Annotated in this window: 10 protein-coding genes; 6 read left to right on the forward strand and 4 right to left on the reverse strand. The window is 34.1% G+C overall.

From position 1 onward, the window contains the following. Positions 1-335 precede the first annotated feature (335 nt). Positions 336-1,046, reverse strand: a complete 711-nt coding sequence (locus DWB61_RS16500) for a hypothetical protein (RefSeq protein ID WP_125032041.1) — start codon at positions 1,044-1,046, stop codon at positions 336-338. A gap of 508 nt (positions 1,047-1,554) precedes the next feature. Between DWB61_RS16500 and DWB61_RS16505 the strand changes: the two genes are divergently transcribed. The 3 genes from DWB61_RS16505 (at position 1,555) to DWB61_RS16515 (ending at position 6,675) form a co-directional block, all read left to right on the forward strand. After that, positions 1,555-2,115 carry an RNA polymerase sigma factor gene (locus DWB61_RS16505; RefSeq protein ID WP_225423412.1) on the forward strand — a complete coding sequence of 187 codons (561 nt, stop codon included), beginning with the start codon at positions 1,555-1,557 and terminating at the stop codon, positions 2,113-2,115. Then, a complete protein-coding gene (locus DWB61_RS16510; protein WP_125032042.1) occupies positions 2,109-3,422 on the forward strand; it encodes an outer membrane beta-barrel protein in 1,314 nt (437 codons plus the stop codon). The genes DWB61_RS16505 and DWB61_RS16510 overlap by 7 nt, the downstream gene beginning before the upstream one ends. A 427-nt stretch (positions 3,423-3,849) precedes the next feature. Next, positions 3,850-6,675 (forward strand): PAS domain-containing hybrid sensor histidine kinase/response regulator, encoded by a 2,826-nt coding sequence (locus tag DWB61_RS16515; protein ID WP_125032043.1) that lies wholly within the window; start codon positions 3,850-3,852, stop codon positions 6,673-6,675. Between the two features lie 99 nt (positions 6,676-6,774). Here the strand turns inward: DWB61_RS16515 and DWB61_RS16520 are convergent, their stop codons facing one another. Then, entirely contained in the window at positions 6,775-8,520 is a 1,746-nt protein-coding gene (locus tag DWB61_RS16520; protein ID WP_125032044.1) for a M23 family metallopeptidase, read from the reverse strand. 143 nt (positions 8,521-8,663) lie between these two features. On the opposite strand from DWB61_RS16520, the gene DWB61_RS16525 reads away from it, so the two are divergent. The 3 genes from DWB61_RS16525 (at position 8,664) to rny (ending at position 10,969) form a co-directional block, all read left to right on the forward strand. Beyond that, complete coding sequence (locus DWB61_RS16525; protein WP_125032045.1) at positions 8,664-8,957, forward strand: hypothetical protein; 294 nt, start codon at positions 8,664-8,666, stop codon at positions 8,955-8,957. 9 nt (positions 8,958-8,966) lie between these two features. Then, positions 8,967-9,260 carry a cell division protein ZapA gene (locus DWB61_RS16530; RefSeq protein WP_125032046.1) on the forward strand — a complete coding sequence of 98 codons (294 nt, stop codon included), beginning with the start codon at positions 8,967-8,969 and terminating at the stop codon, positions 9,258-9,260. A gap of 176 nt (positions 9,261-9,436) precedes the next feature. Then, positions 9,437-10,969 carry a ribonuclease Y gene (gene rny, locus DWB61_RS16535; RefSeq protein WP_125032047.1) on the forward strand — a complete coding sequence of 511 codons (1,533 nt, stop codon included), beginning with the start codon at positions 9,437-9,439 and terminating at the stop codon, positions 10,967-10,969. 67 nt (positions 10,970-11,036) lie between these two features. Here the strand turns inward: rny and DWB61_RS16540 are convergent, their stop codons facing one another. Both DWB61_RS16540 and DWB61_RS16545 read right to left on the reverse strand, forming a co-directional pair. Continuing rightward, entirely contained in the window at positions 11,037-11,897 is an 861-nt protein-coding gene (locus DWB61_RS16540) for a transglutaminase family protein (protein WP_125032048.1), read from the reverse strand. Between the two features lie 131 nt (positions 11,898-12,028). After that, on the reverse strand, positions 12,029-12,904 hold the full coding sequence (locus DWB61_RS16545; RefSeq protein WP_125032049.1) for a nucleoside phosphorylase: 876 nt from the start codon (positions 12,902-12,904) through the stop codon (positions 12,029-12,031). Between the last annotated feature and the right edge of the window lie 236 nt (positions 12,905-13,140).

Consider the following 13,140-nt stretch of genomic DNA (forward strand, 5'->3'; position numbering starts at 1 on the left):
TTAGCCCTATCAGGAAAAGGATGGTGGCGATTATCAGGTTGTCCTCAAGCTCATCAGGCTATGAATCTACAATGGTTCATAGATTTAGGATTATATAATATGTCAGTTATCTATAAACAGTTCAAACTTTATTCGAAACCGCCGTGTACGAGAGTACGCACGGTGGTGTGAGAGGGCGGGGGAGTAATCCCCCTACCTACTCGATTTATCAGGTTCTTATTAAAAATTAAAAAAAAGAGCATCAAGAAGTTTATAAATAACTTCTTGATGCTCATTCCCAAAATTAATTAGTCGGTAATAATTTGGGTGTTGTCATTCACAAAATGATGGTAATGCTACCATTCAATTTCACGATATTCTACACTTTCTTGATTAATGTGGTAGCCACTTTGTTGATTTGAATTCTCAAACTTATAAGCACTAACACTAACTGTATAAGTGGTTCCTGCTTTCATGGCGTAATTTGAATCCCATCCTCGTGAGGTTTCTTTTAGTATTAGTTTGTTTTCATTCAGTCTTTCTGAGCTAAAAACGATTCGTCCATCGATTTCTGTCGCAATAGTAATATGATATATGTCTCTGTTTTCAACAGTATTCCAAGCTATATCAATCTCGTGTTTCTCAGCATCGTATTCAAATTTTGTAATTTCAATAGGATCGATTCTTTCTTCCAGAAGCTTATCTGTTACCCTAAGGCTATCCAAATCTGTTGAGATTAAATTAAATTCATAATTACCATTATTTATATCAGTAGCACTAAAATCTTCGATTGCAGGAGTAGAAGCAAAGCTTCTTGCATTTTCTCCAATTTTACTTAGAGTGACTACCGGACTGTTCTCATCTGAATGAGCAACCTCAGCTTCCGACATGAATATATTGCTGTATGCATAGTAAACAGGAGCATATTTAACAACATTGTCAATTTTTTGGCAACGTACATAGATGTCCCCTACGGCATCAAATTCGACATTGAAACTATCATTATTATCGCAAGCAGATAAAACTCCTAAAGAGATTCCTAGTCCTAAAATAAATTTACTTTTCATTTTTTCTAATTTGTTTGCTGTAGATTATATAGTCTATAGCTTTTGTTTCTTAATGTGATTTTTCTAATTGTAGAAAGGAATTTTGGCCATATTCACCTTCTTAGTCTTAGTTCTAAGCATTGAGATTTCTTTTTGTCTCTCACCATAGAGATGATGAGTACTGGAAAGGTTGCGTTGGGATGGATGAGAAATTTTAAATTTAGAAATAAGTAATCTCAGATAAGTCTGAAATAGAGGGGGCGTGTTGTTTCTATTTTTTTTGAAAAAAATCGGACGGCTAAGAGACTTATTTGTTCTTAATGTCCATTTGTTATTGAGGAACATTTATTAGAAAAAATAAGTGAAGCTCTTAGGTTGAGCATCAAGCATCAAGGTGTTCAATTTTCAATAATTGGAGTAAATTATCCTTAATAAATATTCAATCAAAAAAAATATCTAATTTTGACGCAACCAAATGGTTTCATTTACAACTTGTAATTGAATTCGGATACCTAAGACAAGATTAAACTTGAAGGATAAAAAACTCGAGCGAATAATTAAGGATTCAATTAAAGGTAAATCCAAAGCACAGGAAAGCCTCTATGTTGAGTATGCGCCCAAAATGATGGGTGTGTGTTTGAGGTACGCGAAATCCTACGATGAAGCTGAGGATATTCTTCACGATGGTTTTATTAAAATTTTTCATAGTTTGAAGTCTTTTCGATTTGAGGGATCTTTCGAAGGTTGGATGCGTCGAGTTGTCGTAAATACAGCACTAGAAAGGTTTAGGAGTAAAGTGCAGCTTCATCCTGTTGAGGAATTTGATGAAGTGGAAGAAGAAGAGTTGGATGTGAAAGATGCATCCTTAGAAGTCCTGTTGAAGCTGATTCAAGATTTACCAGAACGTTATAGAATGGTTTTTAGCTTGTACGTTTTAGATGGTTACCCTCACAACGAAATAGCTGAAATAATGCAAATCACAGTTGGAACGTCTAAATCGAATCTGGCAAGAGCCAGAGGCATTTTAAAAGGAAAATTATTGGAATATTGGGATGAGCAGGATCATAAAAGCAACTTGAGAATATGCTAAGAGATAAAGGACATATTGACAAGATATTCTCCGACGGACTTAAAGATCTGTCGGTGCAACCAAGCGCTGACCTTTGGGGCAAAATTAATGCAGATATTAAGCTTGGAAGAAGGAGAAAGCGTGCCGCAGTAATTTTAATTTCTTTGGCAGCAGCTGCCTCTTTAGCCTTATTATTTACACTTTCTGACAACTTATTATTTCAGCAGAATGTTAAAGTATATCAGGATAAAGCGTTGGCCGAAATTAAGATTAATCCAAATCCAGAGAATGCAAGAATAAAATCTGTGGCTACTGATAATGAAGTAGGACAACTTGCAGATGCTGTAATTCAATCTGACTCTAAGTCTGAATCTCAAAGAAGTGTAATTTTGCCTTTAAGTAGCTATGATTCATGCAATATCATTCAAAAGAGAGAGAGGGGCATTGAAATTGTGCTTCCAAAATCGAAAGAGAATATTATAGGTAATTCAACTTTGACGATGAAGCTTTTTAACTCTGGTATTAAGGACAGAAAAGTTTCATCATCAGTATTAGTGCAAGATTCACTGATGATTGCTCGTAACTTGAGGATGCTGGCGCAATTTGATAAAGCTGAGGGTAAAAAGAAAGAATGGTCAATTTTAGGGCAGGTTTCGTCATCATATTCTTCGTACAAAGGCGATAAGTCAGGTGATAAATCTGAAAATGGTTTGATAAGTATAGGAGGTGGAGTAAAGTTGAATTGGCAAACAGGAAAAAAACTGGCTATTCAAACGGGTATTATCTATAATAAATTCGGACAGCAATTAGCAAATGACAATCAGATTTTTGATGGGGTCACTTTTAATAATGTTTTTACCAAGCAAGTTGATCTAGATCCGGTCATTGAGTCTTCTGCAGGTAAGATTGTTATGAAGGGAAGATCTAGTCTATATAGTTCTAATGAAACCTTTGTTTCGCGTTCAAGTTCTTCATCTGATATGATTCAGAGTTTTGAAGCAATTGAAATACCTTTTATTTTGAGATATTCACTTTTGGATAAAAAGTTTGGATTGCATCTTAGTGGAGGATTAAGTACCAACTTAATGATTGGCAATAGAGTCTATGATAAAAATACAAGAGAGACTATCGGGGAAACATCAGGCATTCGTTCTACAAACTTCAGTACAAGCTTTAGTTTAGGTATGGAATACCAGTTAAGTTCTAAATTGAGTCTTTCAATGGAGCCTGCCTTTAAGTACTATCTAAATTCTATAAATACAGACTCTAATTTTAATTATAAGCCCTACTCAATTGGTTTGAACTCAGGTGTTCGATACAAGTTCTAGTTTAGAACGACATTTTGCTTTAGTTTGTTAGAGTAGGCGCCTGCTAAAACGCAGTACTGATAGCATATATAAATGTTGACTAATCCAATTACAATACCGTTTATAATACTCTAGCCATAGTTTCAAAGCATCTCTTTAAAAACCAATTCAAAAAAACAATCTTTCTTTTGTTTACTAGCTATAAAGCCTTCTTTTCTAGGCGTATTCCTATAATTAGTTTATGGGATTTATAATGATTTTAGTCATATATTCTGATTTAATTCTCTTGTATTTTCGTACCGATTTTTTTTTTGTCTAAAAAAAATAAGGTTTATGAAAGTTGATAACTTATAAGTTCTCACTTGATAATGAGCATAATGTAGGGTGTTTAAAGGGGAGGGTATCCTAATATTCATTCGAGAAATAGAAGTTGATAAGTAGGGTTAGAATGGATAGTATTAGGTTGGAATTAATAGAAAAGGCGATTAGGTTTATTTCCGGAGAGGCTGAAGCGAATCAAGTGAAACAGAATGTCAACAGTTATGTCCAATTTGCAGGTGATTTGCTTGATGTGGATTGTGTTTTTGTTGATATTTACTCTGAAGATAATCTCAATGCTGTGGAAAGAATAGCTTGTTATTATCAAGGTGTTTTTTTATCGAATATCAATTATAATTTGGTTAAGACTCCTGATGCTGGTCTTGTAGTGAACAAGCCAGATCTTGATAGTTCCGATATTGAATGTTTATTTATACATGACAATAGGTTAAAGTTCTTAGAAACTGAAAGTTACATAAGTATGCCGTTGAAGCGAGCCAATGGTGATTCTTTGGGTTTTATAGGCGTTATTTATAAAAGCCCTAAGGTCGATGCGAAAACGGTTGGATTAGTCTTGCAAATTATCGCAACAAAGGCTTCACAAATTATCGAGGCCAGCATTCTCGAATTTAAGTTGATTAAGAGGGATTTAGAGGGAGATGAGATTAAAAGGAGTGAAGAGCGTTTAAGTTTTGCCTTTGAAGGAGCTCGAGATGGTATTTGGGATTGGAATGCTCAAACCAACGAGGTTTTCTACTCAACCCAATGGAAATGTATGCTGGGTTATGAAGACAATGAAATAGGGAATTCCTACGATGAGTGGGATAACAGAATTCACCCCGATGATAAAGATCAGGTGTATTGTGATTTAAATGCACTTTTAGATAAGCATAAAACTTTTTATAGGAGTGAACACCGTGTTTTGTGTAAAGACCGTACCTATAAATGGATACTAGCCAGAGGAAAAGTAACTAGTTGGAGTAAAGATGGAAAAGCCCTCAGAGTTCTTGGAACACATACTGATATTTCAGAAAGAAAGATAGCTACAATTGCCCTTAAGGAGAGAGAAGAAGCTTTAAGAATTCTGGCTGATAACACCTTCGATGGGATGCTCGTTAATGATAGAGAAGGAAAATATTTATATGCCAACTGCAGAGTTGTTGAAATTACGGGTTATTCGATAGATGAATTAAGGCAGCTCAACTTTCGTGAATTATCTTTTTACAAGCAGTATACACAACAACAGGAGATTTGTGCAGCCAAAAGCGTACATGTTTTCGAGACCCAAATTCAAAATAAAGAGGGGAATGATATACCAATTGAGATTATTATTTCGAAAATAGTTTGGATGGGAAATCAAGCTGAAATTGTTTCGATAAGAGATATTTCTGATTGGAAAAAGATAGAAAGTGAGTTGATTGAAAGTAAAGAGCTTTTTTCTGGATTATTCCGAAATTCTACAATGGGACTGTATCAAACTACACCCGAAGGTGAGATTTTGTTAGTAAATCCAGCCATAACAAAAATGTTGGGCTACAATTCTCTGGAAGAACTTCAGAAAAGAGATTTGTCTCGAAGTAGTTATGTTCATAATAGTAAAAGAGAAGAGTTCAAGAAACTATTGGAGGAAAAGGGAGAGGTTACAGGTTTTGAATCTGCCTGGCTAACTAAGAATGGTGATACTATATATGTAAATGAAGGAGCCCGCGCTGTAAAAAACTTGGAGGGTGAAATTATTCGTTATGAAGGGGCTGTATTAGATATTACTGAGAAAAAGAAAGTTGAATTGGAACTTATTCGAGCAAAAGAAAAAGCCGAAGAGAGTGATCATTTGAAATCAGCTTTCCTGGCCACCATGTCTCATGAGCTTCGTACTCCATTAAATGCCATAATCGGATTTTCAGATTTGTATAAAGAAAATATTTCAGTGGAGGAAATGATCACCTTTGCTAAAATGATTAATACAAGTGGACACCGTTTGCTCGAAATGTTCGAGGATATGTTCAGTCTCACTCTGATGGAGTGTGGGGAAATTACAATAAAAAACGAGTGTTTTGAAATAGCTCCTTTTTTATCGGATATTTGGGATCTTATAAAAAAGGAACAGTTAAGGTTTGGAAAGCAGGACCTAAATTTGATTTTTTCCCTTCATCCCAGTGTGACGAATCTGAAAATTCTGACTGACAAAAATAAGTTGAAGCAGATTCTGATCCACATTTTGAAAAATGCTTTAAGATATACAAATCAAGGTCATGTTAAGTTTGATTGTTTTCAGGATATCCAAGATGGAAGTCCCATATTAAGATTTGAAGTAAAGGATACGGGTATTGGTATTAAAGCTGAAGATCAGAAAGTCATATTTGATCCCTTCAGACAATTAAACGATTCATACTCTAGGAAAATTGAAGGTACTGGAATTGGTTTATCCGTTTCACAGCGATTGTCTAAATTATTGGGAGGAGCAATAACAGTAGATTCAGCTATTAATATGGGGAGTACGTTTTCATTTGCCCTACCTTATGAGGATCAAAAATCAAGTTCTAGATTAAGAGAACCGATAATACTTGACATGAATTGGGAAGAGAAAACGATTTTGATAGCTGAAGATGATTATTCAAATTTTGATCTCATTCAGAAAATATTGCGCCCTACAAGTGCTAAATTAATACATGCTGTTAATGGACTTGAAGCAGTCAAGTTGTTTGAAATACACAAGGATATTGACCTTGTTTTAATGGATATACGTATGCCTGTGATGGATGGTATAGAGGCGATTAAGGCGATTAAATTAATGAATCCGGATTTTCCTGTGATTACTTTAACTGCTAATACAACCGTTGAAGAAAGAGAAAACGCATTAGCCGTTGGAAGTAATGGCTATATTACAAAGCCAATAAATGTTGGGGCTTTATATCGTATTATCAATTCTTATTTAGAGGAAAAAGTAGGAGTCTAATTGAGTCTGGATAGAATCAGAAGGCGCTGAGAAGCTTCTTCTGATTCGAATTGAACGTTGATGATTATAAATTTTCCTATAAGATACTGCTAGTTTTTTTTACCAAGTAAATTCGCAAGAGTACTGACCAATATTGCCAACAGCATCTGTTACAATTAATTTTAACTGATGTTTCTTGTTGCTTGGCAATCTGCTTTTATCGAAGGTGTAGAATAAGCGATTTTCCTTTTTATCAAATTCAAATAATACCCACTTATTATCAATTTCACCATGGTATGATTTAATACCTGATAAATTATCTTTAATTGTAAAGTCGATAAATTTTAGATTTTTAATATTCTTATTTTTATAATCAGTTTTTGTTGTGATACTTGGAGCAAGAGTGTCAATTGAAACCGCATAATTACCAAGATTTTTAGTTTTTGTCTTGATATAACCATTAATATAAACGCCTCCCTCAGATGATAATTTTCCATCTTTATCAATTTGAACGACAACTAATTTATCAGATAAATCTTGATCGATTTCATCAAGTTTTATTGACAAACTGAAGTGTTTATTAAGCGCGACATTCTGTTGGTGTATATGATATATGGCAGATAAAAAGCTCGAATCTGTGCTTGTTGAATAATCAAACTCAAGATTCGAATAAAAGCAATCCTTTGGGAATTTTAAATCTATACCTGCTTCTGAAAATTTGTTTTCATCTTCATATTTAAATAAGCGAGTAAATGTTTTCTCTGGGAAGCTAACTGAAGTCGTATCACCTTTAGCTGTAAATTGAAGCTTTGCTCTGTTTTGGTAGGAATCAAATACAGAGAACTCAATACTATAGTTTTTATTTTCATTGAAATTATAAGAGCCATCTGTTTTCATCTCTGAATAGAAACTTAATTTATTATTGGGCTCAATAAAAGCTTTATGCACCTTGCGTTTTATTTCATGATTAAGCTCATAATCTATATGAGAATTGATATAGCTACTCTCGTCGAATGAAAACTTGTTGAGTGAATAATTAGTAACTAAAGAATCGTTAATCTTTAATTGTAGTTTATTGATACCACACTTACCCCATGTGTTGTCCAAAAGATCTTCAGTATAAATGGCAAAGCCGATCTTGCCATGCAATATCATTTTATTTGTCTTTAAAATAAAATTATTTTTATTCAATGTACTAAGTTTGAAAGCTTGTCGTACATTTTGGCCATTCACACTACTATTTTTATCGAGAGAATAAACGTATAGACTATAAATCATAGGGGCTGTTGTGTCTAAGATTTTAAAATCTAAAAGCAAAGGGTTGATTGGTTTTTCACTTTTTGTTTCTCTGATCTCAAAATGAAGATGAGGCCCCATAGATGAACCTGTATTTCCAGAATAGGCAATAACATTACTTTTCTTAAACTTAAATAGTTCTTTTTTATGTGATTCCATCTTGCTAAGATCGATGTCAACTTCAAATTTTTTGTTTTTGTATTGCTGAGACTTTATAAAAGCTTCAATTTTTGGTGAAAATTTGTTTAAATGTGCATAAACCGATGTATATCCATTGGGATGATCGATATATAAAGCCTTACCATACCCACCTTCGGATATTTTAATTCGACTCACAATACCATCAGCTATGGCATAAACCTTTTTACCTGTCGTAAATGTTCTAATGTCTATGCCTGAATGAAAATGATTATTTCTCAGTTCAGCAAATGTTCCAGATAGGGTTATTTTAAAATCTACTGGTGATCTGAAATAGTTCTTAGGTATATTATGAGCTCTTATGGATAGAGGGAGAGATAATATTAATAATAGGAAAAAAAGTATATTTATGTTTAGATGCTTTATTTTCATGGTATTCCAAATTAAGGTGTCATTCTATAAGTGTGTAAAACTAATAAAAATGTGTTTTTTTAAGGCTTTCAATCGAAAATAGAAAGCAATATTTTTGATTATCTTAACAGCAATGTTAATTTTGTAGAAGAAAGTTTTTGATAATGGAGGTAAAGCCAATTGAAATAGTATCTGAATTACGAGGGCAAATCTCTCGTCTTATTGCTTTGTATCAGGATTTAAAGCTTGAAAAGGAAAAGTTAGTTCGTGAAAAAATGGACTTACTCGAACAGGTCGAGACTTTAAATAAAGAGAATAAAGAATTCAAGCATCAGTATGATACTTTAAAATTGGCAAAGACTTTTGCTGTGAATACAGGTGATTCTCAGCAGGCTAAAAGTAAGATTAGCCAAATTGTGCGGGAGATTGACAAGTGTATTGCTCTTTTAAACAAATAAGAATTGTTTATGTCTGACGAATTTTTGATAAAAGTTAACGTAGCAGGTCGTCTTTATCCTTTAAATATAAAAAGGAATAGGGAAGAGATTATTCGAAAGGCAGCAAAAACGATAAATGAAAAGGTATTGCAATACCAACAGAAATATAAAGATAAAGACATTCAGGATTTTTTAGCCATGGCTTCTCTACAGTTTGTAGTAAAAGTATTGGAGTCTGAAGCAAAAACAGATGTTTCCCCAGTTTTAAAAGAATTGGAAACTTTGGAACAAGAACTGAGCGAATTTATTAAAGAAGAGCAGTAAAAACACCTTTGAAAGAACAATAACCCGCATTATTTCTTAGAAGTTAGTTGTCCACGAAAGCCGCTTAAGATCAGTTTAATAGTCTGGTTGCGATTTTGTTGGGTTTAAGATTTCTGAGTAATGGTGCGGGTTATTTATTAATAATAAAAATCAGTATTGACTAAATATTTAAAACAATGACAGAAATAATCATAGGAGCCATTGCTTTAGTAGGGGGCGGATTTATATCCTATTTCGTTTTGCAACGCGGATTAAAGCGTAAGAGCGAAAGCATCTTAAGGGATGCCCAAGCAGAAGCAGAGGTCCTTAGAAAAGATAAAATCCTACAGGCGAAAGAGAAATTTTTACAGCTTAGAACGGAACACGAAAAGCAAATTAATGCAAAAAATGCGAAGCTTTTGGTGATTGAGAATAAAGTAAAGCAAAAGGAGACTGCGGTTAATCAGCGAGTAGAAGATTTCCAACGCAAGAAAAAAGAAGTTGATACCATTCGCGAGAACTTAAGTGTTCAAATGGAATTGGTAGAGAGAAAAGAGATGGAGCTTGAGAAAGCTAAGCGTCAGCAAATTGAGCAATTGGAGAAAATTTCAGGTTTGTCAGCAGAAGAAGCTAAAAACCAAATTGTTGATTCTTTGAAAGAAGAAGCTAAAACTGAGGCGATGTCTTACGTGAATGATATCATGGAAGATGCTAAGATGTCGGCTAATATGGAAGCCAAAAAGATTGTAATTAAAACAATCCAGCGTGTAGCGACTGAAACAGCAATTGAGAATTCAGTAACTATATTCCACATTGAATCTGATGAGATTAAGGGACGTATTATTGGTCGTGAAGGGCGTAATATCCGTGCTCTTGAAGCAGCCACTGGTATCGAAATTATTGTAGATGATACACCAGAAGCGATTGTTCTTTCTGGCTTTGATCCTGTACGTCGTGAGATTGCTCGTTTGGCTCTTCATCAATTGGTGACTGACGGTCGTATTCACCCAGCCCGTATTGAGGAAGTTGTGAATAAGACTCGTAAGCAAATTGAGGAGGAAATGGCTGAAACGGGTAAGCGTACTGCTATCGATTTGGGTATTCATGGTTTGCACCCAGAATTGATTCGTATGATTGGTAAAATGAAATACCGTTCATCATATGGTCAAAATTTATTGCAGCATGCTCGCGAAACAGCGAACCTTTGTGCGATCATGGCAACAGAGCTTGGTTTGAATGCTAAAAAAGCAAAACGTGCAGGTCTTTTACATGATATAGGTAAAGTCCCAGACGATGAGCCAGAATTGCCACACGCTATTCTAGGTATGAAATTGGCTGAGAAATATAAAGAAAAACCAGATATTTGTAATGCTATTGGAGCTCATCACGACGAAATTGAGATGACGACTTTAATTGCTCCAATTATTCAGGCATGTGATGCGATTTCAGGAGCCCGTCCTGGTGCTCGTCGTGAGATTGTTGAATCTTATATTAAGCGTCTGAAAGATCTTGAAAACTTAGCTCTTTCACATCCAGGTGTTTTGAAAACCTATGCTATTCAAGCTGGTAGAGAGTTGAGAGTGATTGTAGGTAGTGATAAAATTTCGGATAAAGAAGCTGAAGTTTTATCCTTGGATATCGCTCAGAAAATTCAAGATGAGATGACTTATCCTGGTCAAGTGAAAATTACAGTAATTCGAGAGACTAGAGCTATAAACTATGCAAAATAGATAATGGCTAGATATTTAAAATCTCCAACTCATATGAGTTGGAGATTTTTTTTGCATTTAAATTTTATCAATTCTTTTTCAGAAGTAGCACATTTAAAAGTTTTTTTAGGATTTCAACATATTTATAATTACTCTGGCGACCATAGCAGAATATTTGGTTTTGAATGAGTAGTTTGATTAGATCAAGATTGGTGCAAGGTTTATAATACTGAGGTAGATTATTAAGTTTTTTGAATTTGATAACATGTTCTAGTTGCATAGTTGAAAGTACCGCACCAGTATCAATGGGATTTATATAGAAGTAATTTCGTTTTGATGCAGGATCAATCGATCTTTCACAAGATAGCAGAATGCTATTAGGGAGTTGAATGCCAAAAACGGGTAGTTTTAAAGCCTGGGCAATACCTGCGTAAATAATACTAGTGATGATATAATTACCTTTTTTTTGAGCTAGAACAGTACTGATATTACCTCCCCAGTTCGTTTCTTCTTGGGGAGATAAAACCATGTAATTGTGAATAAAATAAAGGAAATGGTTTAGAATTTTTATCTTATCCAGATAACTTTCTAGCTCTTTAATCTCTGGTTTTATTTCATCAACAATCTTATTAATTGTTGTTTTTACATTGTTTGTAGATAGATGGTAGCTGATACTTCTATTGATAAGAATGGCTCCATCAATTAGATTTTGTTTGGGAGAGTTCTTCCAATTTATTAGCTCCTTAATAATTGAATTGTGATGAATCTCATCGATAATTGCTTCTAATCGCTCTTGAAAAAGTGGGTTGTCAGACTCTAGCCAGATATCTTCCAAATAAGGAATATTTGAGGCTGGCAACTTAGATAATTCTTTGCTAATGTTCATGTAAACATTTGGATCAGAATCATCTAGGAGTGATATTAGAGCGTTTAATTTCTCTTCCTTCATATCTGTTATGAGATTCGTTCTTACTTAAATATAATAAAACCCACTAAGAAGAACAATTCTTGTGGGTTTCAGAGCTTTTTGATATCAAAGTCTTAAGCTAAAGACAAATTATCAATTTAGATATGTTAGGATTATTTACTTAATCTATCAAGGACAGTTAAGATTAGTTTTTTTACGACCGGCTTGTAATCCTTGCTGGCATCTTTGTTTACTCGATTTGCAATAATTGCACAAACAGTTGCAGCCTCGTGTCCTAATAGAGCAGCTAATCCAGCAATTGCAGAACTTTCCATCTCGTAGTTGGTGATTTTTTGTCCCTGATATTCAAAGGCTTCAATTTTATCATTTAAATCCATATCCAAAGTGTTCAGCCGAAGCACTCTTCCTTGTGGGCCATAAAACCCATTGGCAGATATCGTAATTCCCTGAATCATATCATCGCCATCAAGTTTATTGATGACTTTCTCAGACGAAGATACAAAGTAAGGAGAAGCCAATTTAGGATTCCAATTCACACCTTCTTTAAATGCTTTTTCAAATTCAAGATCTGACACTTCATCTCTTCCTGCATAGAAGTTTAGCATGCCATCGAATCCAATTGATTTTTTAGATAAAAGAAATGAATCAACAGGAATATTTCCTTGTAATGAACCAGAAGTTCCGATACGAACCAGAGTTAGTGATTTATGCTCTTTTTTAGGAAGTCGTGTTTTAAGATCGATATTGACTAAAGCATCCAATTCATTAACCACAATGTCAATATTATCAGTACCAATACCGGTTGACAATACAGAGAAACGTTTGCCTTTATAGCTACCTGTTTTAGTTACAAACTCACGATTTGAAATGGTTAATTCAACCTCGTCGAAAAAACTGGCTACTAATTCTACACGTCCAGGGTCTCCCACAAGAATGACAGTATCAGCAAGATGCTCTGGTCTCAAATGCAAGTGAAAAATACTTCCGTCTGGATTGATAATTAGTTCTGATGATTTAATAGGTTCCATATGTTTTTAAAATTTTGAATTGCAAAAAGACAGCTAGCACAAAATATTATTCTTTAAATACAAATGTTATTTGTAAATATAAGTAGAAAAATGAGCAAACAGCAGTTTACAGATTAACAATACTTTATTATGGTTGTTTGGAGTAATTTATAGAACTCGAAGGTTGAATAGATATGAGAAGTTTAACTTTTCTATTTTTCCATCGAGTTCTCAAATATACAAATAAATCGATCATT

The organism is Ancylomarina euxina (assembly GCF_003863355.1).
GTDB classification, from domain to species: Bacteria; Bacteroidota; Bacteroidia; order Bacteroidales; family Marinifilaceae; genus Ancylomarina; species Ancylomarina euxinus.

What these genes read in the sequence shown, in the direction of transcription:
- DWB61_RS16545 (WP_125032049.1), bottom strand. Translation starts at nt 12,904, where the DNA reads ATGGAACCTATTAAATCATCAGAACTAATTATCAATCCAGACGGAAGT.
- DWB61_RS16530 (WP_125032046.1), top strand. Translation starts at nt 8,967, where the DNA reads ATGTCTGACGAATTTTTGATAAAAGTTAACGTAGCAGGTCGTCTTTAT.
- DWB61_RS16520 (WP_125032044.1), bottom strand. Translation starts at nt 8,520, where the DNA reads ATGAAAATAAAGCATCTAAACATAAATATACTTTTTTTCCTATTATTA.
- DWB61_RS16515 (WP_125032043.1), top strand. Translation starts at nt 3,850, where the DNA reads ATGGATAGTATTAGGTTGGAATTAATAGAAAAGGCGATTAGGTTTATT.
- DWB61_RS16540 (WP_125032048.1), bottom strand. Translation starts at nt 11,897, where the DNA reads ATGAAGGAAGAGAAATTAAACGCTCTAATATCACTCCTAGATGATTCT.
- DWB61_RS16510 (WP_125032042.1), top strand. Translation starts at nt 2,109, where the DNA reads ATGCTAAGAGATAAAGGACATATTGACAAGATATTCTCCGACGGACTT.
- rny (WP_125032047.1), top strand. Translation starts at nt 9,437, where the DNA reads ATGACAGAAATAATCATAGGAGCCATTGCTTTAGTAGGGGGCGGATTT.
- DWB61_RS16500 (WP_125032041.1), bottom strand. Translation starts at nt 1,046, where the DNA reads ATGAAAAGTAAATTTATTTTAGGACTAGGAATCTCTTTAGGAGTTTTA.
- DWB61_RS16525 (WP_125032045.1), top strand. Translation starts at nt 8,664, where the DNA reads ATGGAGGTAAAGCCAATTGAAATAGTATCTGAATTACGAGGGCAAATC.